General features: G+C 41.9%; 16 protein-coding genes. 3 read left to right on the top strand and 13 right to left on the bottom strand.

The genetic code is table 11. The features are described 5' to 3' along the window. Window positions 1–24: 24 nt before the first annotated feature. From X939_RS0121140 to X939_RS0121200, 11 genes are all read right to left on the bottom strand, one after another. The gene (locus X939_RS0121140) at window positions 25–585 is read right to left on the bottom strand and encodes an RBBP9/YdeN family alpha/beta hydrolase (protein ID WP_025765271.1); all 561 of its coding nucleotides are present in this window, start codon (window positions 583–585) and stop codon (window positions 25–27) included. 165 nt (window positions 586–750) lie between these two features. Continuing rightward, a complete protein-coding gene (locus X939_RS0121145; RefSeq protein ID WP_229236128.1) occupies window positions 751–1,836 on the bottom strand; it encodes a formylglycine-generating enzyme family protein in 1,086 nt (361 codons plus the stop codon). Window positions 1,837–2,206: 370 nt separating this feature from the next. After that, window positions 2,207–3,754, bottom strand: coding sequence for a sulfatase family protein (locus X939_RS0121150; RefSeq protein WP_025765273.1), 1,548 nt, complete (start codon window positions 3,752–3,754; stop codon window positions 2,207–2,209). A gap of 801 nt (window positions 3,755–4,555) precedes the next feature. Then, window positions 4,556–5,719, bottom strand: a complete 1,164-nt coding sequence (locus X939_RS0121160; protein WP_025765274.1) for an HlyD family secretion protein — start codon at window positions 5,717–5,719, stop codon at window positions 4,556–4,558. Window positions 5,720–5,732: 13 nt separating this feature from the next. Further along, complete coding sequence (locus tag X939_RS0121165) at window positions 5,733–7,946, bottom strand: peptidase domain-containing ABC transporter (protein ID WP_025765275.1); 2,214 nt, start codon at window positions 7,944–7,946, stop codon at window positions 5,733–5,735. A gap of 26 nt (window positions 7,947–7,972) precedes the next feature. Then, on the bottom strand, window positions 7,973–8,713 hold the full coding sequence (locus X939_RS0121170; RefSeq protein WP_025765276.1) for a CPBP family glutamic-type intramembrane protease: 741 nt from the start codon (window positions 8,711–8,713) through the stop codon (window positions 7,973–7,975). Window positions 8,714–8,784: 71 nt separating this feature from the next. Next, window positions 8,785–8,994, bottom strand: coding sequence for a hypothetical protein (locus tag X939_RS0121175; RefSeq protein WP_025765277.1), 210 nt, complete (start codon window positions 8,992–8,994; stop codon window positions 8,785–8,787). A gap of 26 nt (window positions 8,995–9,020) precedes the next feature. Next, complete coding sequence (locus X939_RS0121180; RefSeq protein WP_025765278.1) at window positions 9,021–9,245, bottom strand: hypothetical protein; 225 nt, start codon at window positions 9,243–9,245, stop codon at window positions 9,021–9,023. A gap of 991 nt (window positions 9,246–10,236) precedes the next feature. Next, window positions 10,237–12,720 carry a vitamin K epoxide reductase family protein gene (locus X939_RS0121190; protein ID WP_025765280.1) on the bottom strand — a complete coding sequence of 828 codons (2,484 nt, stop codon included), beginning with the start codon at window positions 12,718–12,720 and terminating at the stop codon, window positions 10,237–10,239. Next, the gene (locus X939_RS0121195) at window positions 12,707–14,077 is read right to left on the bottom strand and encodes a glycosyltransferase (protein WP_025765281.1); all 1,371 of its coding nucleotides are present in this window, start codon (window positions 14,075–14,077) and stop codon (window positions 12,707–12,709) included. Before X939_RS0121195 ends, X939_RS0121190 begins: the two co-directional genes overlap by 14 nt. 137 nt (window positions 14,078–14,214) lie before the next feature. After that, a complete protein-coding gene (locus X939_RS0121200; RefSeq protein WP_025765282.1) occupies window positions 14,215–14,475 on the bottom strand; it encodes an HTH domain-containing protein in 261 nt (86 codons plus the stop codon). Between the two features lie 1,060 nt (window positions 14,476–15,535). Here X939_RS0121200 and X939_RS0121205 point away from each other — a divergent pair. The 3 genes from X939_RS0121205 (at window position 15,536) to lolA1 (ending at window position 19,980) form a co-directional block, all read left to right on the top strand. Continuing rightward, window positions 15,536–16,567 carry a quinone-dependent dihydroorotate dehydrogenase gene (locus X939_RS0121205; RefSeq protein ID WP_025765283.1) on the top strand — a complete coding sequence of 344 codons (1,032 nt, stop codon included), beginning with the start codon at window positions 15,536–15,538 and terminating at the stop codon, window positions 16,565–16,567. A 59-nt stretch (window positions 16,568–16,626) separates the two neighbouring features. Further along, a complete protein-coding gene (locus X939_RS0121210; protein WP_044200268.1) occupies window positions 16,627–19,221 on the top strand; it encodes a DNA translocase FtsK in 2,595 nt (864 codons plus the stop codon). Between the two features lie 108 nt (window positions 19,222–19,329). Further along, window positions 19,330–19,980, top strand: coding sequence for an outer membrane lipoprotein periplasmic chaperone LolA1 (gene lolA1 / locus X939_RS0121215; protein WP_084299603.1), 651 nt, complete (start codon window positions 19,330–19,332; stop codon window positions 19,978–19,980). A gap of 75 nt (window positions 19,981–20,055) precedes the next feature. On the opposite strand, the gene X939_RS0121220 is transcribed toward lolA1, so the two are convergent. Both X939_RS0121220 and X939_RS0121225 read right to left on the bottom strand, forming a co-directional pair. Then, complete coding sequence (locus tag X939_RS0121220; protein WP_025765286.1) at window positions 20,056–21,432, bottom strand: putative oxidoreductase C-terminal domain-containing protein; 1,377 nt, start codon at window positions 21,430–21,432, stop codon at window positions 20,056–20,058. A 112-nt stretch (window positions 21,433–21,544) separates the two neighbouring features. Beyond that, the gene (locus X939_RS0121225) at window positions 21,545–22,336 is read right to left on the bottom strand and encodes a glucosamine-6-phosphate deaminase (protein ID WP_025765287.1); all 792 of its coding nucleotides are present in this window, start codon (window positions 22,334–22,336) and stop codon (window positions 21,545–21,547) included. Window positions 22,337–22,365: the final 29 nt, after the last annotated feature.

The following is a 22,365-nucleotide window of genomic DNA, read 5'->3' on the forward strand; positions in this document are numbered from 1 at the left end:
AAGCCGAACTTTAAGTCTGGCCAATTATTTCAGTTGTACTGACAGTTTCACTCCACTCAATCTTTCTAATACTGACTTACCTTCTGGCCAGTCGCCCAAGCCTGATACTGCATTAAGATGTCCTTTTTCTCCTAGGTTTATCAGCTCACTTCCCCATCTGCTAGCCATCTCTGTCGACCGTTCTAAACTGGCATACATGTCATTAGTGCTGGCAACCACTATCGATTTAAACGGCAATACTGCGCTTGGAATGGGTCTAAAGCCTTCTACAAAACTAAGGCGACGAGACAAGTCTGCATCTGCAGGGGCTACTAACATGGCTCCTTTGACAAACTCAGAGGAAAACTGCTGTGCCCAATGAGCCACTGTAATGCAGCCCATACTATGTGCCACCAGATAGACAGGCGCAGTCAAACGTGAAACTTCTTCCTGTAACCGCCCCACCCAGTCGACCATCACGGGCCAGTCCCAGTTGTCTTGTTCCACGCGTTTAAATAGATGGGGGTATTGTTGCTGCCATATACTCTGCCAATGCAGGGGGCCGGAAGAGGCCAGGCCAGGTATTACTAAAAAAGGTTGGGACATTGCAAAACAAATGCTAAGTTGGTACTAGAAGCCACGCTTCATCCTTCGATACCTAATTTAGACAAAGATTTCAATTATACCAGTATAGATCTTTGACAATGTAAACCACGAAAAAAAGCGGCCCCACAAAGAGCCGCTTATAGTATTTGTACCCGATCCGATGGTTTATCGAGAAGCAACACAACGAAAACCCAGGTTATTGCTACCGCTGGTAACCTCTCCTTTTCCCCGGCTGCCTGCTTTATAACGAATGCAGTATTGATCGCTGCACAGAAAGGAGCCCCCTCTCTGCACCCGCTTCACGGCACCAGGCTCATCGGGATCGTAACTATCGGAAGGCCCCGTCGGATTTTCTTTAGGGCTCTTACTATAATAGTCGGGGCGATAAAAATCTTCACACCACTCCCAAACGTTTCCGTCCATGTCGTAAAGACCGTAGGCATTAGGCGGGAATGTCATCACAGGAGCCGCAGCGGCGTAGCCATCCTCTTTAGTATTATTATCTGGAAAACTACCTTGATAGATATTAGCCACCCATTTATTTCCCGGCTTTAGTTCATTACCCCAATAGTATGTTTGGTTGCCCTTTCCCCCCTGGGCTGCAAATTCCCATTCGGCTTCCGTTGGAAGTCTTTTTCCAGCCCAGCGCGCATAAGCGGCGGCATCTTCATAAGAAATATGTATTACCGGATGATTTTCCCTGCCCTTAATGCTACTTCCGGCTCCTTCAGGATGTTGCCAGCTAGCGCCGGGCTCATAGGTCCACCAGGCCAGCGGATTCTGGAGGCTTACTTTGGTAGCCGTAGGTGTAAAGACGGCAGATCCGGGCACAAGCTTGTCGGCCGGAACTCCTGGATAGTCAGCAGGATTTAGAGGACGCTCGGCGACAGTCTTGTATCCGGTGGCCTTTACAAATTCTGCATACTGAGCGTTAGTAACCTCATGCCGATCCATATAAAAATCACTTACTACTACCTGATGCATGGGACGCGAGTCAGGAAACTCATCGGCACCCATCAGAAAACCTCCTCCTTTTATGAGCACCATGCCTGCAGTATCCAACTTCCCTGCTTCCACCTTCGTAGCACCGGCTATGGCAGCAGCACGAGATGGCATGCCCTGAGAAACGCATAATGCCAGACTGTCTGCAGTTTTCTGCTCGGCCGTTTGGCCCGACTGACAGCCACTCATTCCGGCAATTATTCCAGCCAGCAACCATACTCCACTATTTTTCATCTTTTGAATAAACATTTCACTTCAATTTAAACACTTCTCTCTGTCCTTATTCCGGCCTACAAAGTACGAATTTATACCTTTCTACTAACCTTCAGGACTGTTAACATTACCTAAGGCGATCTATCAATACTTAAATATGGTAAAAGGTTAAGTACACGCATGCAAAAGATATTAGGTATGTACCTAAGCATTTTCCAAGTTGTAGGCTTGACACGATAATTAAAGAGCCTTCGACAAGCTCAGGCTGACACGATATACTAAAAAGCCTTCGACAAGCTCAGGCTGACACGATATAGTAAGGAGCCTTCGACAAGCTCAGGCTGACAATTGTATGTGTCATGCTGATCACGCAGAGCGTAAGAGCGTCTGTCGAAGCACCACCAAATCATGGTTTAGCCTTAGCAAGAATTTCCAGAGCCTCCTTATCTTTGTATTCCTGCATCAGCTTTTTTAACTTCTGCTTCAAATCGGCCGTAAGCTTTTCTGTTCCTTGCTTTCCATAAATATTGGAAACTTCGGTAGGATCTTCCTGCAGGTCATATAACTCCCAAGAATCTCCACCTTTATAGAAATACGCTAACTTATAACGATCGGTACGGATACCAAAGTGCGGATGAACCCTATGGGGTTGTGGATATTCGTAGTAATGGTAATATGCTTCTTTACGCCAGGGTGTTTTGGCACTAGTACCGCTTTGTAACAGGGGCAAAAACGATTTTCCTTGCATCTGTGCGGGTACTTTACCTCCTGCCAAATCGATGATCGAAGGAGCCCAGTCAATATTCAGCATCAGTTGGTCAATCGTAGTACCAGGCTTCACCACACCGGGATAACGGATCAAAAATGGTGTTTTCAGAGACTCTTCATAAATAAACCGTTTGTCAAACCAGCCATGTTCGCCCAGATAAAAACCCTGATCAGAGGCATAAATGACGATGGTATTTTCAGCCAGACCATTTTTATCTAAATAATCCAACAATTGACCGATGTTTCGATCCAGTGACTTGGCCGTGGAGAGGTAGTCATTCATATAACGCTGGTATTTCCACTCGATAAGCTCCTTCCCTTTCCTGTCTTTGCTGTGATAATCGGCCGACACTTTATCGTAGTAAGCCTTAAACACCTTCTTTTGCTTGTCGTCAAAGCGGTTGTAAATCCAACTTTTTTGATAGTCAATATCGACTTTAAGATCCTCTTTGAGAAGCATGGTCTTATCGATAGTCATGTCCTGATGAGCGGCAGAATTCCTACCCGCATAGTTATCATAAAAATTATCGGGAAGGGGGAATTTCGTATCGTCAAAAGTTCCCAGGTCCTGGAGGTCGGGTAACCATTCGCGGTGGGTAGCCTTATGACCTACGATCATAAAAAAGGGTTTTTCTGTATCCCTCTTTTCTAAGAAATCGATAGAAAACTGTGTGATTAAGTCGGACACATAGCCTTTATATCGGGTGGTATCGTTAGGTTGGCTGATAAAGTCGGGGTTGTAGTAGTGTCCCTGTCCAGGCAGTACATTCCAATAATCGAATCCAGCAGGCAGACTGTTGAGGTGCATCTTCCCAACCCAAGCCGTCTGATAACCCGTCTGTTGCAAAGTGCGCGAAAGAAGGGGTTGGGTGGTATCGAATAATGTTCTATCATTCCTTTTATACCCATTCATATGGCTGTACTTACCTGTGAGTAAAGTAGCGCGGCTAGGGCCGCAAATAGAATTGGTGACTAGGGCATTGGTAAACAGGGCACCTTCCTTAGCCAGTCTATCGATTCCGGGGGTGGTAGTGAGTTTGCTCCCATATGCACTGATGGCTTGGTAGGCATGATCATCCGAAAAAATGAAAATAATATTAGGCTTTTTCTTTTCCGACGACTGGGCATTGGAGCCAAAGGTAAACAATACCATTGCTGCTAGCAGGCAGAGCAATTTAGTTTTCATATAATCAAAAATATAGTTAAGGATTAGTCGAGTTTTTCTACCAAAATCAAAATTACAAAATCAAGTTTATAAATAAGAAGCCAAATCAAGGCTTGGCTTACCTATTCTTATCTTTAGAAAATGTAAAATTAATATTGGTCGGAGATCTGATCACTGAAATAACGGATCAACCCATGTTTACTATCTAGTTTTTCCAGCAATACCACTGAACCATCAGAACTTATGCCCCCGCAAGAAAACTCTATTGAAATGGCTGCTTTTCCTCGATAGAAAATCGTATTTTTATTCCTCATAAACAGGTGCGCTAAAAGCACTACTTTTTCCCCTAACTACCTTACAAGTAACGCATTAAACCAATCCATACAAATCTTTTACATCTGGTCTGAATTTTTCGGGTTAAACTAAACCGCATCGGCGGACCGTTTGAGTTACGAGGATTTCACTCGGACAGCCAACCAGGAAAAGAGACCCAAATAAGGATTGCCTTGATAGCAAACCTGAAATTACGGTCATTCACTGGCAGGTCATACAAGCTGAAACCCTTACAGCCATGATACAAATGGCCAGATCAAACCTGAGATCCTTCATCAGGTTTATGGATGTTCTTAGATGAAAAAATTGGCGTGGAGAGGGTAAGAAAATTGAAATAATCCAATCTAGCGGTGTTCCGTTAAATCTTTTTATCAAGTGAGAAGAGGTGTTTTTAAGAATTTAGAAAATCCCCCTTTAGTACGTCCTGGATGACCTTTTTAGAGCAAATTGTAATTTACCAATTTGACAGCGAAAAACTGTTAAGGGATTTTACCCATTCTTAGGATTCAGCCAGTCATCTGCCTTGTCATAAATGAGTTGGTACAAGCTACGTCTGGCGATAACAAATTCAGCGCGAAGGCTCAGACCTTTCGTGAGCGCTACTTTGTATCCATTCTTCAATTGCAACTTTTTCTTCTGCAGCGAGCATTTCACTTTGAAGACGGGCTGATCCTGCAGGATCGTAAAATCCTGGGCGATATCGGTCACTTTACCCTTTACCATTCCCCACTCATTATAGTTAAATGTGTCCATCCGGAACAAAACATCCTGACCTTTTTTGATCAGGCCTATATCCTGGGGAGAAACATAACATTCTGCTATAATCATGGAGTCGTCCGGCGAAATGATGCCCAGCGATTCCCCTGCTTGTATAAAGCTACCTGCATATTTTCCGGATATCTGCTGCATTGTACCGGCGACAGGCGCATTAACGACGTAATTTTTCCTTTGTTCGGTAAACTGCTTTTCTTCTGCAGAAAGCTGCTGCAGGTCTGCACGCTGACTGCTCAAATCAGATTGCCATTGCCCCTTTTGCTGACGAAAAGCGGATTCATACTGTGCAACCAACTGCGTATGTTCAAATTCCTTACTGTCAAATTCACGCATGGCAATCACCTTTTCCTTGAAAAGTTTTCTATCGGCGTCCAGTTCCTTTTTAATCTTTTGCTGGTGAAACAGGTTCTCCTGCATTTTTGACTGGAAGGAAAAGAATTGTTGCGCATATAGCGAAGTTCCGAAAACGTGTTCCATGTACAAACCAGACTTATCAAGTTTGACCAATTTTTCCAGATCATGAATAAATGCGTTTTTTTGAACCTGCTGATCCCTATTTAGCTGTATCCGCGAAGATAATTCCTGAGAACTTATCTCGTACAGGACTTTTCCTTTACTGACCGATTGGTTCTCGCTTACCGACACATTCCGGATTACACCACTTACGAGGGATCGAAGCTCTGTTTTTTCGTTGGAAGTACGTAAACTACCCCGGCTTTCTACCGAGATATCGATGTAAATAAAAGGAAGAGAGAATAAGGTGAGGATGATGGCAGCGACAGTAACTGCATAAATCCACTGGCTTCTGACCGCCACGCCGGGCAGATACCCTTCTATGCTATTATCGAGCACATCGTCAGGAAAAAGTTGCTGCTGCATAAATATTTTAGGGTTAAATGGAATGATTGGTTTCCGGCAACGCCGTATTACTTTGCTGACTCCACAACGATGCATATTGCCCCTTCTTTGCCAACAGCGTCAAATGTGTTCCTTTTTCGATCACCTTACCTTTATGTACAACAATGATTTCATCCGCTTCCCTTACCGTCGATAAACGATGCGCGATAAGTACGACTGTTTTTCCAATCGAACATAGCGACTTGATCGTATCCTGCACACACTGCTCCGATATGGTGTCCAAAGACGAGGTGGCTTCGTCAAAAATAATAATCTCCGGCTCCCGATAGAGTGCTCTCAGAATGGCCAGCCGTTGCCGTTGTCCGCCGGAAAGATTATTCCCGTTCTCTGTTAATTCGGTGGCGTATCCGTTCGGCAATTCTTCAATAAACTCATGAATGCCCAGTTTACGGGCATAGTAAAGCATTTTCTTCATATCCGGTTCAAATTCACCTAAGGCAACGTTTTCCAATACCGATGCGGCAAACAGATGAATTTGCTGCGGGACTACACCAACCAACTTACGTAAACTTTCAATGCTAAGATGTTGAATATCATTGTCACCGATCCTGATACGGCCATTTTTTAACGGATATAAGTTCTGCAGTAAGGAAATAAGTGTAGACTTCCCAGAGCCGCTTTCCCCCACGATGGCAGTAATTTTTCCTTTCTGCATCGTAAGACTTAAATTCTCGAAAACAAGGGCACGGGTGCCATACCGGAAAGTCACCTCTTCCAGATAGATATCTCCAATCATATCCGCTGTAAGCTCTATTTTATGTCCGGTTTTCTCCCGTTCCAGATCCATAATCTCGAAGAGCCTGTCGGCAGCAATCAATGCATCCTGAATCGTCTTGTTCGCCCCGATGAGCCTTCCGGCCGGGCCGGTAAAATAGCCGATTAAAGCGTAAAAGGAAAAAAGCTCCCCAGCCGTGAGTTCATTGGTTATAACAAAAGAAGTGCCAACCCAGAGCAGGACGATCGTAAATAGCTGTGAGATAAAACCACTGGCCGTACCAATGGACAGCGAAGACATAAAAGAGCTATAAATGGTGCGAAGCAGCTGTATAAACCGTGTTTCGGTTTTATAATTGGCGTAGCTTTCCATACCGAAACGCTTAATCGTAGCGGCCGCATTCAAAGATTCCACCAGCTGTGCTTCCAGTTCGGCAGCATTCTCCATGAGTTTACGCTGAAGACGTTTATTAATTCGGTTGGATATCCAATAAAAAAATACATAAAACGGAATGATGGCCAGCATAATCAACGCCAGTTTCCAGTAATAGGTAAACATCAGCATAAAGGAAAACAGCACAATGAACACGTTCACGACCAGATCTAGGACGGTCTCGTTGATAAAGGACCGAATTTTTACGGCGTCATTAACTCTGGAAATAATCTCTCCGACCCGCATGGTGTCAAAAAATTGCTGGGGAAGCGTAAGCAAATGTTTGTAGTATCCCAAAATTAGCTGCGCATCAATCTGCTGACCAGTTTTGAAAACAAAAACTGTTTTTATTGTGCCCACTAGGGTTTGTAATACCAGGATCAGCAACATACCGACACTCAATAAACGTAACAAGTTCATGTTCGCTGAAGGCAGAACATGATCGGTTATTTTCTGGATATATATGGAGGTGGATAAACCCAGTAAAGTAGCTACGGCTGCACCAAATAATGCCTGAATCATGACACTTTTATGCGGCTTTACCAAAGCCCAGAAGCGGCGCAGTACGGAAACACGCTGGTCACCCCCCTTAAACTCATCAGAAGGAAGCAAGATCATCAATACACCCGTCCACAACTGTTTGAATTCATCAATGGATTTTGTGTGGAACTTCCCATCACCCGGATCCATGTAGGTGACTTTCTTATCTTTTACACGATACAGCACCACATAATGGTGAAGGCCACTGCCCGGACTCACAGCAACAGCCTGGGGGTCCTTCTTGATAATGATATGCGCAATAGCAGGCAATGGAATTTTAGAGATACTTTCGGCTGTTCCCTTTACACCCTTGGCCTGAAAACCCAACTTTTGCGCAGCCTCAATAAGCCCAAGCATGTTAGTGCCCTTTTGATCCGTTCCGGCATACTGCCGCACACGGGCGATTGGGAGGTGCAATTTATAGTGAGCCGCAACGGAAGTCAAACAGGCTGCTCCGCAGTCTGTAATATCGTGTTGTTTGATGCGTGTGTATGAATGCAAAATTTTAGGCGATAATTTAACCTTTTTTAAAATAAATCACTGAACCATTTGAAAATTTCAGGTGTTACGTTAATAGTAACATGCAAAAAAAAAGGAAGGAAGAAGGAATTATATTTAATAGCAAAAAAACTAAATACAATTCCATACATGAACTGAGGAAGAATATAAATAGGATATATATATAGATAAGACCAGTAAATCGGAGTGAAGTTCCCTAAGTGAATTAGTGAAAATACAATTATTAATATCCAGCATAAATAATTACTTCTTTTATCGGACTGAAAAAAATAGGTTTGCCCTTTATATCTGCTATTTGAAAACAATATTATCGCCAAAATAACAAACAAAGCAATATTATACTGCAAAAAGGAGATATGTAGTTGAAAAAATTGCGGAAAAATATATTCAAGAATTATAGCAAAAATAATATATCTCAAAAATTTATTTTTTGTTATGAGGGGTAGTCTAAACATAATTTCTTCATTCAATGGTCCAATTATGCAGAGCTTCAAAAAACCGATAAAAGGGGAATTGCTTACTAAAAACTCCTTTCTCCCATTTGTAAGGTTTTTGCTTATAGAAAAACCAAATTTTGACCTTAAAAACATTTCAATTCCTGCGATGATCAAAACAATAATAAAGGTTGAGCAAAGGCAAAAAAAATAAGCGTTTTTTAATGAGAAAATTCGTTCTTTCAATCTTTGATTTTCCCCAATAGAGTAAAAAGAATACGGCTTTTTAAAAAACTCAAATATTTCCTGAATCATTTATTATGTTCCTTTTTAACAAGAGTGGATGCAAAAAATCACCCACACTTGTTAATAGATTAATTGAATCCTTATTTTATGTGATCTTTATATCCTGAACTAAACCCCGAACAGAAGGCATTCCAAGATTTAACTATGCCTTCCAACAATTGGGCCGATCGGTGAGCTATTCCAGCTGCATCACCTGAACTTACTACTATTTCTCCACCTGAGATTATAAGTAAATCTTCCGAGTTCAAAATATCAGTCTCTTCTATATTGATATTTGCTAAATTCGTCATATAAATATCATTTGGTTAAAAAGAAATCATTTCCTAAATATCCTTTCGATTGCCTTACCTGTAAGTGCATCTACCATCATCTCATTAATGATGCTTGCTGCATTTGTTGCATATGCTACGCAAGACCCTGCTCCATAGCCTACATCATTACAAAATTCATTCCAGGAGTACTCTCCATTGATGCAGAGTTGATCTTCCAGAGATAACTCTGCCATCCCATACATTTCCAAGTCAATAGCTTGTAACTTCATGTTGATAAATATAAAGTGATAAAAATATTAAAACCATCACCTGATTTCGTTGGCCAACAGCATTTTAATGATGATGTCGTAAAGCTAAATATAGCCAGTGCACTATAATTGCACTGGCTATATTTTTGTAAAATATATTTAAAAAATATTACTTTCTCACCAGAACTACTTCAACCAGCCAGTTTTTCGATTTTACTTTCCCTCGCAATAGGTTATTTGTTGCAGGTATAAACTATACACTCTGCCTAGGTTAAACGAGGTGATGACGTTTATCGTCCACTACTCAAACCAGGAAATAAATAAATTCTTAATTATAGCGTAGGCTTTAGCAACAATAGGGCCACTGAACAATCCAATTAATATGTAGATACACATTTACAGCTTTTTATTTAATCCTGCCTTCATGTATTGTAAAAACTGTATGGTTTTAAAGAATGTTGCCCATTTTTCTTAATTCCCTACGGAAAGCAAAAAAATGTACTGTCAGAAAAATAACGGAAAATTTAAAAAGGTCATTGTCTTTAAGATAAGTCAAGGCTTTATCCACACTAACCGCATCGTCTGTAACAAGTAAGTTGGACAGCGAAAACACTACGATCATTAGTAATACTCCAAAAAACGTCTGAAAGAACCAACGGTACCTTAACCTTTCTATTTCAGCTGTTTGTTTTTTCTCTTTCGAAATAATAACCAAAATCAAACCGCTAAGGCCTAACCATTTAAGAACCCCAACCCATGTCTCCATCAATGGTGAAAAGAAGTCAAAATTTAACATGACGAAAAAAAACATGACCAATGACAGGATTATAATCCAATACCCGATCTTTTTGAAAGAAAATGAAATCATAAAATAATTGTTTTTAAGTCAAACCCGAATATGAATTGCCAAATAACTACTAGGATATTGAATAAAAATGTAGTGATACACTATATCAAAAACTATAGATGAAGAGGATGTAACCCATTATTAATCTTTAGATTTATTGATGGGCTATTCCTTGACGGAAACGTCGTCTATAATAGACCTTTCTTGTGTACTAGTTGGCTGATTTACCTTGTTAATAAAAGATAAAAACGGTTGAACTAACATCCCTGGCTTCATCACCGGACCATTAAAATGAAGGTGCAAAGGATAGGTGCCGGTAATTTTGTTATAAATGTTTCGCCCTTCATTCACCTCAAAATCATGTAGTATTACCTGCATTTCAGTCATTACTATGTTTTTCTTTTCATCAATATCCGACACCGACTGGAATTTCCTTACCGTTTCCATGGTCGTCGGGAAGGTTTGAAATAATTCACAGTTTACGTCAAGCTTTATTCGAGAATTTCCCTCTTTCAACATGATACGGGTCCACAAATACTGATTGCTAAATTGAAAAGGATCATCGGTAAGATGTGATTTCATTTGCTCAATTTCGTCCAGCGCATTCAGTATGTCAGCAGCGGTGCCAATTATCCCTCCCGAATTCAAAAAACGGTAAGGTGTATTGGTCATAGGATAAGTATTGGCAAGATTTGGGTCCGGATAACACGTTTTCTCTGAAGAAATAACAATTCCTCCATCTGGTGCAATACGTCTGTATCGTTCCATAATCTCCTTTTCGCCGCCCAATAGAATGGTATCGTAACCATCCGTAAAAAAAATCACTTCGTCTCCTGGCAACGAAAGCAGGTATTGTTTCAAATAAGTATCTTTATGCCGGTGACTATCCCATTGACCTGGATGAATTAAAGTGATCAGTTCCAAATTAAAAAAATGACAGGAAGCCTTGAGTGCATGTTTATATCCGATCTCTTCCGGATTCGTTATACAGGTGATGATCTTCATACCAGATGGCAAACTTCTTTTTTGTGCCTGTTGGTGCAGCTTCGTAGCAGAATGAATCAAAATGGGTAAATCGTGTGTTTGATAAATGGTTGGTATCGCTGCGTCATTTATAAAAATGGACGGAATGGCTGATATTTTAGCCAGATTACACCAGTTGCTGTGCAAGGATACCTGAGTCTTGAATTCGTCTTTCAATGTCGCTGTTTCATTACCGAGAGCCCTTTTCCACTTTTCGACTGGCTGATCTATATCAGAAAACCACTTTTCCAGTGCGTGTACAGAAGCTTGGGCGGGGCAATTTAACAGGGCATCAATGATTTCAGCATCAAGTAGACTTGTCGGCAGAAAAATGATTTGCCAGCGAAAATTGTTAAGGTTATTGAATTGTGCTTTCAATTGCTGATGTAATTTTGCAGATTCAGGATTGGTAGGTCCATACACCAAAGTAATGCCCAGTTCAGCAGACGAATCTCCAATGCAAAGTATTTTCATCCCGTCAAAAACTGGTGGTAACTGGGTTTTATTTTTCAAAATCCCATCAATTAAGGCCTGATTAAACTTCATTTTTTTAAATTCCCGCAGTACATTATCTCTTTCACGCTTCGCAGCAATGAACGGTTTGATCAGGAAGTACAAAGCAATCGTAAATAATAAAGAGGGAATAAGGGTCAACCCTCCAAAACCTTGTATAAAACCATCCATTGTGCAAAAATAGCAACAAACCACAAACTCCATCCAGAACATAATCAGGATTGCGCTACACAAAAGGCAGAATTCTTTTGCCCTGTTAAACTGTATATAAAAAAGGTAAACTGTAAATGGGAGACTAGCCAAGTTGAAAAGAAATATCTGATAATAAATATGCTCTTTAAATATCGCAGCCACCATTATTCCTAGCGTTGTGCCGCAAAAATATATCAACCCGGTTTCTGAATAACTTATCCCATAAAACAGAAATGCAGCTTTTGATTGTATCAGGTTATTCCTCCCACTCCTTTCATGAATCATATTAAAAGCAGGCCTTAATACTGACGCTCCTGTCAAATCAATACCTTGCCATACTAGCAATCCGGATAATATGGCACCAATGAGTTTTATAGAAACAAGTAAGCTGGCTTCTCCTGCTTCATGCATACTAAACGTGCCGTATTGTTTCCAAAATAAAAAAACAATAAAAGTTACAAACAGAATGCTTACGAAAGGACCAAGAGCGCTAGTAATATGTTCTTGTATACGTTTGAAATAATAATTCTGTTCATTAGAATCCTGGGTAGGTTCAATCAATAAAAGAGCTCCGCTCCATTTCTGTTCAAATCCATACAACGTATCATTTTGCCATCCATTTTGCGTATGATACCATTCTACATGGCTATCCGTAACCCTCCTGACTGGTGCGAAAATACCTCCTTCTATTGTTAAAAAAACAAGTGCAGGCAGTGGGATGCCCGATAGTTTCCCAATTGTACCCCGTGCCGCAATTGTTTTAATTTTACAGTCGGACAATGTGTCTTTCAGAGATGCCAGGCTGGGAAAATGAGGATGCCTCATGAGGATGCTGCCCAGCCTGCTTTTTGTAATTTTCACATCCGCCGATTTAAGCAATTGGGATAATGCATCAAGTGCATTTCGTTCAAATGGATTCATGTTGACTGATCAGTTTATCAATAGTATTTGTAATAAAATCTCCCGGATATTTAACTTGTATATCGTGATTGAATTTTTCGATAGTTTCTCTGAATATCCTATCTTCCAAAAGCATAACTATCTTTTCAGTGATCTGTGATGGTTTATCCTGATTAAACACTCCGCGTAAACCTAATCCATGATGCTCGACTTTAAGGCCATTGCCATTTTGGTCATATACCAGGTCCAGAGGATAAACGAGCATCGGAACTTCGTAATAAATACTCTCCTTAATAGAACCCAAACCTCCATGCGTAATGTGCAGATCAGCGTTTTCCAGCACTTGAAGCTGCGGCACTTTTGCAAAAAAGTGAACATTCGGAGCTAACCGCCGCTGGTAAAGTAACGTTTGTTTAATCTGAGTTTTAATAGAAAATATAAACTCAACAGGGATAGTAAGTTGTTCGATCGCGGTAAGTAAATGGTTCAAAAATTGCAACACCATTGGATTCGAGTCTACATAAAACGTGCCGAAACTGCAATAAATAATTTTAACATCTTCCTTCTTTTTATGCAACAAACGCTGAAACCATTCCTGAAAGCCTTCATCAACACCCAAGTCAACTCGATCTTTATTCAAGCAAAGTCCCAAGTAATGTTGGGATGGTAATTTGATTTTCGGAGAAAGTTCGAGTTCGAGCGGAGCAAGCAGCACCTCCGGAATATTATCAAACAAAATGGTATAAGTTGCGTTTTCAGTCATCCTATTCCTTTCTCCCAATTTAGAATGTGCTAAAAGCTTTTTTAACTGATTGGCATAAACCCATCTGAACAAAGACCCAATCCAGGTAGTCCATCCCTGAAAGATCTGTCCTTTTTGATGTATTTTGTAATCTTTGGTATTAGCAGTCGACCAGGACCGTTCGGAAACGGTTGGAAACCCGTCCACTTTATAAGTCGAAAGCATGGGGTTAAAACAAATCAGAGAAGTTTGCGGAAAGATATGATGCAACGGAAACAGCTCAGTACTGTTAAAGATATCAACAATAATGCCCACAGGGTTTAAATGGTGGACGAGGTGATGCAACTCGATGATTCTATTCTGGAAAAGTACATTTTTACGCATGGCCAACAGGATATGCCAGAGCGTATATTTTCGTCCTTTTTCTTTCAGGTAACCTGCCTCATGGCCGATGCCCACTTTAAAAGGACTGATCATAATCGGACAAAAGCCATGGCTACGGACGATATCGGCTAATTTTTCATCCATCACGAGCACATGAATCTCATATTTATCTTTCAGCTGAACTGCTAGATTCATGGCTGGAATCACATGGCTTTGAATATTGGCCGGGTAGAAAAGCAGAGATTTTTTCATCCACTGAATTGCATTGGTAGTTACATAGCTAACATTTAATGGCCTTAGCTATAAAACATAAACTTAGGTTCAACCGGTGCACTATTTATGCACCGGCAATATTTCTTTAGGAAAATCGGGGAGATATGAGGGAATCCTCATTCACTCGACTGAGCTTTCTCATCATTCAATTCCTGAAAACCCATGTTAAACTTGACCGAGCGTTCATAATAGTAAGTACGCCGACTATGGCAAAAAACAATCGGGGCTCCCATTTCACGCATAACGCCTAGGTATTCGTGCAAAGCTCTTTTTGAGATATTTAACTTTGCGGCCAAATCAGCGGGAGAACCTGTTGCCTTTCTGCTAATCAATCGATGAAGCCGATCCAACCTTTCGATATATTTTGTCAAGTCCATATAGAATTTCAAGTCTAGTTTTCAAAACTTTGCTACATTTTTTACGAAAAATGATTCCAACTATACTCGAACGCTCCGCTCACCAGGCTTCCATACTTGTGGCGGGGGCATTCATTGTACATATCTAGGACACATAATAATAAATTGCTACATTAAGTTATTAATTCATACAATAATTAGTAGTTACAATAGGACTAAATAAAGGATTTATAGGGAGGTGTAAAATGAAAGGTGTATTTCGGAAAGAAATCCCCTTTTTCTGCGGCCGTACCTGTCCAGGCAGTCCCTGCCTAAGATATCCAATTTAATGCCGATCCGATTACAATAATTTTTCACACGCTCCGAGGTTAAATCAACCCATCAGCGATTTCCTGACTGGAAAAAACCCTGGCAACAAGCAGCAACACCTCCCCTTCGCGGCAAGTAAGTGAGTTGAGTTTGTTATTTTCCTACGTTTCCATACAAGTAGTTTGAACATTTATGTTCATTAAGTATCAAAAATAAATTGTCCAGATCCATACATTTTTTTGATCATATTTATATTATAATGTATTTTTCTAGCAACTTATATACAATTGCAATAATATACAATAATTAATTAAAAATACTCAATTGATTAATCATACACACATCAAAGCCTATATTATGAAGACAAACCATCGCTTTTCAGCATTGCCTTGTTTCCATTCCGCATCCTTTCAACCAATTATGATCCACAAGCCTCACATTCTTCCGGGTTGACAATTGTAGATTAAATGTCTGAAAGATTATCTCTCCGATCGGTAGATTTGCTAGGGTGCTCGGCTAACTGAATGTCATTCCATTTTTGCAAGAACAGCCGTATTATTGCTTGACATCTGCCGGTTTTGCTCTTTCTCTTCTGTGGTCAACGCTGTACCCTACTATTCGAAGTCTTTCATCATGTAAAATCAAGACTTTCCCGGGTAGGATAAAGTCCGAAGTCCTCGAAGCGCAATCCTTTTAAAATAATTCAGGAAGGTTATAAAATAAAAATGAGCGAGCAGCCCGCCACTTCATGCGAACATCCTATTTTTGCATCATGTATAAACTATTGATCTCTCCGATACTCTTTTTATTCGATGCCGAGCGTGTGCATCACTTCGTTTGTGACGCCCTGCATGTTGCATTCAAGATCCCCTTTGTTCCTGAGCTGATGCGCAAGCTATATACCTTTGAACACCCGGACCTGGTGCAAGAAGTTGCAGGACTAAGGTTTCGTAACCCCGTGGGACTCGCTGCCGGATTCGATAAAAATGCCGAAATGGTCGATCAGCTGGAAGCGCTGGGATTTGGTTTTATCGAAATAGGAACGGTAACTCCCCGCCCTCAGCCAGGCAACGAAAAACCCAGGCTCTTCAGGGTAAAGCAAGACCAGGGACTGATCAATCGCATGGGTTTTAATAACAAGGGGGCAGCGGTAGCAGCTGCCAAATTGAAATACAGAAAATCTAAAATCCTGATAGGCGGAAATATTGGCAAAAACAAGGATACTCCCAACGATCAGGCATTGAGCGATTACTTGATCTGCTTTAGGGAATTGTTTGATGTAGTAGACTATTTTGTCGTAAACGTAAGTTCACCAAATACTCCCGGACTAAGGGACTTGCAAGAAAAGGAACCATTGATGGCACTTTTGCAGACCTTGCAAACCAAGAATAAGGAACGGATGGCTCCCAAACCTATCTTCCTCAAAATAGCTCCGGACCTGACCGATAGCCAGCTAGACGACATTATTGAGATCGTAACCCATACGGGTATTGCCGGGGTCATCGCTACCAACACCACCATCAGCAGGGCCAACCTCCGCACCCCCCAAACAGAAATTGACCGCATTGGTGCGGGTGGACTGAGTGGGCAACCGCTCAAACATAGAGCAACGGAAGTTATTCGTTATCTTTGCGAGAAGTCGGGAAATGCATTTCCTGTTATTGGAGTTGGTGGAATAGCCTCTCCAGAAGATGCTAAAGATAAGATGAAAGCAGGTTCTAAGTTGGTTCAACTGTACTCCGGATTTATCTTTGAAGGCCCAGGAGTAGTGAAAAGAATATGTAAATCATTGATTCGTTCATGACCTTTTTTCGTTAAGCAAACAGCACTTCACACAATTTTGAATATGACCGCTGCAGATAAATGTCCATAAATAAGCCAAGAACAAGCAATAACAGAAAGAAATCGGAAGAATCCTCGGAAAACCGTCGACAACTTTTTATCGACTGGGATCAGGCATTTACGAGCCCTAAAAGTACCTTAGCCTGGGGCATGTTTTTTATTTTACTAGCCCTGCTACTAGAGGTTTCTTTCGCTTCTCATATTTTCACCGGCCTTACCGACCAAAGTGTGGTAGATGGACTGAGCCAGCTCTCGATACGAGATGCAGGCAAGCAGACCAGGAACGTTCTGGGGGTGTTGGGGGCTACCATCTCGCATATTTTTGTATATAGATGGTTTGGGCTGGGTTCATTGCTTATTCCCATATTGGCCTTCGTGGCGGGATGGAAGATTGCCTTTGGTAAGGAGCTGGCACCCATTGCACGCACAACCAAAGAGGTGATTTTCTTTACCATCTGGATCAGTACCCTGATGGGCTATCTGGTAATGATGAGTGGTACGGAGAATAACCTAAGCTTTCTGGCAGGTGGGATGGGATATGCGCTTAATCTGTATCTTTTCGATTGGTTGAAATGGGGCAGTATTATACCTATCATTTTCTCTCTCTTTGTATTCGCTGTTTATTTCTACGATGCCAAAGAACGTTACGAGGCATGGGTAGAGAAGAATCGGGAAAAAGAAGCGGAAACCCTCGCCAACCCTGCTGCCGAGGCGGCAGAAAGTACTACCGAATCTACTTCTGCAAATAAGGAATATCAGTCTATCGTCGACCAGACTTATGACGATGAGCCTCCATTGGTAAACCTGGAGACAGAAGAGGAAGCTGATAAGTCGGAACCCTTAACATCGGATAGCGAAGACACTGAATTAGAAGACAGAGATGATGAAGTGAAGGAAGAGCCGGTATCCGAGCCATCGGCTGGCACCAATCAGGCCGACGACGAATTCATGGATCCTCCTACCCTTACTGCGATCCCTTCAAAAAAGAAAGATGTAGAACTCCAGCTTGAACTAGAAATGGAGAACACACCTGTGACTCTCCCCCTGAGCCAGCATCCGGTAGAAGAAGAAGACGCAAACGCTTCCATTTTAAGGGAGTTCGGGCAGTATGACCCTACTTTAGACCTCCCACAGTACCAATTTCCGGGTACCGACCTTCTCAATGATGCCGTCGACAACCAAGAAAAAGTAACTCAGGAGGAATTGGAAAGTAACAAAATTCGTATTGTTGAAACCCTGGGGAGTTATGGAATTAATATATCTAAAATAAAGGCGACCATCGGGCCCACTGTCACCTTATATGAGATTATCCCGGAAGCGGGCGTGAGAATATCTAAAATTAAGAACCTGGAAGGCGACATTGCCCTTAGCCTGGCTGCCCTTGGGATACGCATCATTGCCCCTATGCCCGGTAGAGGAACCATAGGTATAGAAGTCCCTAACAAGAACAGAGAAACGGTATTCATCCATTCGGTCTTATCTAACGAACGTTTCCAGAAATCGACCTATGACCTTCCCGTCATATTAGGGAAAACTATTTCTAATGAGATCCATATCGCTGATCTAGCCAAGATGCCCCACTTGCTTATGGCCGGGGCTACAGGACAAGGGAAGTCAGTTGGTCTCAATGTGATTCTGGCATCTTTAATATATAAGAAGCACCCGGCAGAACTAAAATTTGTATTGGTAGACCCTAAAAAGGTAGAACTTACCCTTTTCAATAAGCTGGAAAGACATTTTCTGGCCAAATTGCCAAATTCGGAAGAAGCCATTATTACAGATACAAAGAAGGTGATATTCACCCTGAACTCCTTATGCATAGAAATGGACAACCGCTACGATTTGCTAAAAGAGGCGGCCGTACGAAACTTAAAGGAATATAATGCCAAATTTGCTCAACGACGTCTCAGTCCGGAGAAGGGTCATAAATTCCTGCCATATATTGTATTAGTAATCGATGAGCTCGCCGATTTGATGATGACTGCAGGGAAAGAGGTAGAAACGCCTATAGCGAGGCTGGCACAGCTGGCAAGGGCCGTAGGAATTCACCTGGTCGTGGCTACACAACGACCCTCGGTAAAGGTCATAACCGGTCTGATCAAGGCTAATTTTCCCGCCAGACTTTCCTTTAGGGTGACTTCCAGCATTGACTCCCGAACCATTTTAGACGCAGGTGGTGCCGAACAGCTTGTAGGGCAGGGAGATATGCTCTTATCTATCAATTCGGAAGTGATCAGGTTACAATGCCCCTTTATTGATACAAGGGAAATCGAAGATGTCTGCGACTTTATTGGAACACAACGAGGATATAGTGATGCCTATGCCTTGCCAGAATATGAAGATGAAGACGGTTCCGATGGTAAAGGCGAAATTAACACGGATGATTTTGACGCCTTATTACCCGAAGCAGCCCGGCTTATCGTAAACCACCAGCAGGGAAGTACTTCATTGATACAAAGAAAAATGAAACTGGGCTATAACCGTGCTGGACGCATCATGGATCAGTTGGAAATGATTGGCGTGGTGGGGCCGTTTACAGGTAGCAAGGCCAGGGATGTAATGTTCCACGACCTGTCTGGCCTGGAAGAGCACCTCAGGGTAATGGGCATTAGCTAAGATATACCCTCTACCCATTAAACCTTCGTGCAACAAAATCGTCCAAATACATACCGAGCAATCAATACTTGCGTTTTATAACATTGACAAAAAGGAACCCACTAACAAATGAAGCATTTGAAAATTAAGACCATTGCCCTATTTTTCAGCCTGATATCTCTAAGTTTTTTAGCGGAGTCTAAGGCTCAGTCTGACAAAAAATCGACCGCTATCTTGGATGCCATGAGCAGCAAGTATCAGAACATGAAGTCTTTTAAAGCGCTCTTCACCTATACCCCAGAGGGTGGCAAAGCTCTAAAAGGTGATGTTACCGTAAAAGGATCTAAATACCGGCTAAAGATAGCAGGGCAGGAAATCTATAACGATGGTAAACTTATGGCAACCTATATCAAGGAAACCAACGAGGTGAATCTTCAGGATTTCGATCCGGCCGAGGCTGGGGAATTGGATCCTACCAAAATATATAGCGCATATAAAAATGGCTATAAACATGCCTTTATTAAGGAAACGAAACAAGGAGGTAAAACGCTGGAGATGGTGCAGCTTATATCGACCAACAAAAATAGTCAGGTGGCACGTGTAGAACTCCTGATCGATAAGGCAGACAAGACCATAAAAAACTGGAAGATCTTTCAAAAAAATGGCAGTAATGTGACTTATACCGTAGATCAGTTTCAGCCGAATTTGGCGGTGGCAGATAGCTATTTTAGTTTTAACAGCAAACAATATCCAGGAGTAGAAGTGGTGGATTTGAGATAATCCTTTAACTTTTACCATAAAAAAAATAGGGCTGCACCAACCGGGCAGCCCTATTTTTTTTATGGTCTGACAGCGCTACTTCTCCATCGCCATTTTAAGGGCCGAGGTAGTCGTGTAATATTTTGAAATCATATTGGGTACCTCCCAATCTGGCAGCTTACCTTCTTTCAGATATTCCATATACTTGTTGGCCACTTGAGCAAAATGCGCTTCATGTCCGTTGTCGTACTTTTCTGGTATAATCAGCTCCCAACCCTTGGTAATTTTCTTCAAGGCTATTCCCGGGAACTTGGCTTCAATTGCCTTGAAACTTTCTTCAACCTTTTTCAAATAATCTTCTTCCTTCGAAACCGTCTCAATGTAAAGAACAGGCTTATAGTTCTGTTCCTTCCCCTGACGCACAACCAAGTTGGCTTTCGAACCTTTCATGATGGAATAATGCGTATCGCCTGTTCCTTCCGGAGCCTGGTATTTCCAATAGACTGCCACGCGTGCATTTACCCCTTTCAGGGCGTAAGTCATTTCTCCATTGGCATACACATTCAGTAATGAGTCCTTCACATCCTTTTGCAAAAACTCAGGGTAAGTATCGCTCTTGGTTACCGTTTTAAACTGAGATGGCGTCAATTGAGTAGGGATGCGCTTGGCAGAATGCAAGGCTATATCTTTCTGATAATCTATTTTTTCGTTAGGGAAACAACTCCACTGAACCAAATCTACCAAATGGCTAGTCACATCGACCATTCCCTCACCTTGCTGCTTGGTATCGAAAAACCAGGTAGGACGCACTAATGGTTCCCCAGAAATGTATTTGAAAAAATGATGTACGCTTTCTTTAATTACGGCAGGATTTTCAGGAGTACCCTTCTGCATCTCCCCAAATATTTCGGGAATGGCTGCCAGTTCCCGCTGGAGGGTATTGGTGATTTCATAACGCTCCGTCATGATATCGTAAAGCAGAACATTATTTTTTTCTGCACTGCTAAAAGCCTCTTGTAGTAATTCGAATCCTTCGCTGTCAATAGCCATGGGCTTATCAGCGAGCACATTTAATCCGGCATCTACCGATTTTTTGATAATATCCGTTTTTTTCTGGTTATTCCCAGCCAAAACCACGACATTTCCCTTTTTTTCCTGCAACATTTTTTCAAGGAAATCATCTCCCTTATACACTTCTTCTGCCCAGGAGGTTGGCTCTTCCGGACGGCTGTTATACTTATCTATTTTATCTAGATAAGCCTGTACATCGGGACCATCCGTGGCATAAACATGGACCACGGAGTCAACGTCGGCATACATAGACTTTTGTACCAAAGCGGCATGAAAATGCCCTGGCTCTACTACTATCAGGCTAAGGGGCTTTTTGTCCTGCCCTACCTCTTTCGATGAATTACATCCTTGATTCAATACGAACATACTGCCAAGTGCAGCGGTTAAAAGTTTTGCCTTCATTCTATTTTGTTTGGATTACAAATAATCAATCTAGCCGACGGACCAGACCTTTTAATTAAGTGTTAATTTCAATCTAAAAATTACTTAAAAATCTAGTCCAGGAACATGGGACTCACTTAAAAGACGAGACTTTGGATAGTTTACCTGCACTGTCGGCATCAATAAATAATAGGGCATTGGGATGTTGGGTCAAAATCGTAGAGGGATAGGTCTCCTGGACATCTTCTTCCAAGGTGTTTTTTATGGCCGTTGCTTTGTTGGCACCAGGAACAATACCGAATACGTAGCGTGCCTTCATTAAGGCCGGGATGGTAACCGTTAATGCATGGCGTGGTACTAGTTCCAGGCTAGGAAAGCACTGATCATTAACTTGCTGCTGCCGGCAAGGGGTATCTAGCTCAACCACTTTTACCGTAGCTTTATCTTCGAAAAATGCGACATGGGGGTCATTGAATGCGAGGTGGCAGTTCTCGCCTATACCCAGGCAGACGATATCAACCGGGTATTTCTGCAGAAGGGCAGCATAGCGTTCACACTCCTGATGGCTGTCGGCTGTATTCCCGTCCAGATAATACACCTGCTCTATGGGTACCAGATCGAAGAGCCGATCTTTCAAAAACTTTCCAAATGCCTGGGGAGCGTTGGGAGCTAAACCGATGTACTCATCCATATGAAAAGCTCTTATTCGGCTCCAGTCAATGCGCGCATCCTGGCTTAAGGCCTGTAAAAACTCGTTTTGCGAGGGGGCAGATGCGAATATTATGTTGACCGCAGGCTGTTGAGCCTGGAGGGTCTGGATCTGGCTGGCTACTAACATGGCTGCCTCTACGCCCATCTCATGGCGATTGGGAAGTATACGAACCTGCAATTGGTCTACAGTAAAAGCGGAGACTTCTTTTTCCATTATATAATTATAAAAATTGAACTACTTAA

This window comes from Dyadobacter tibetensis Y620-1, assembly GCF_000566685.1.
GTDB classification, from domain to species: Bacteria; Bacteroidota; Bacteroidia; order Cytophagales; family Spirosomataceae; genus Dyadobacter; species Dyadobacter tibetensis.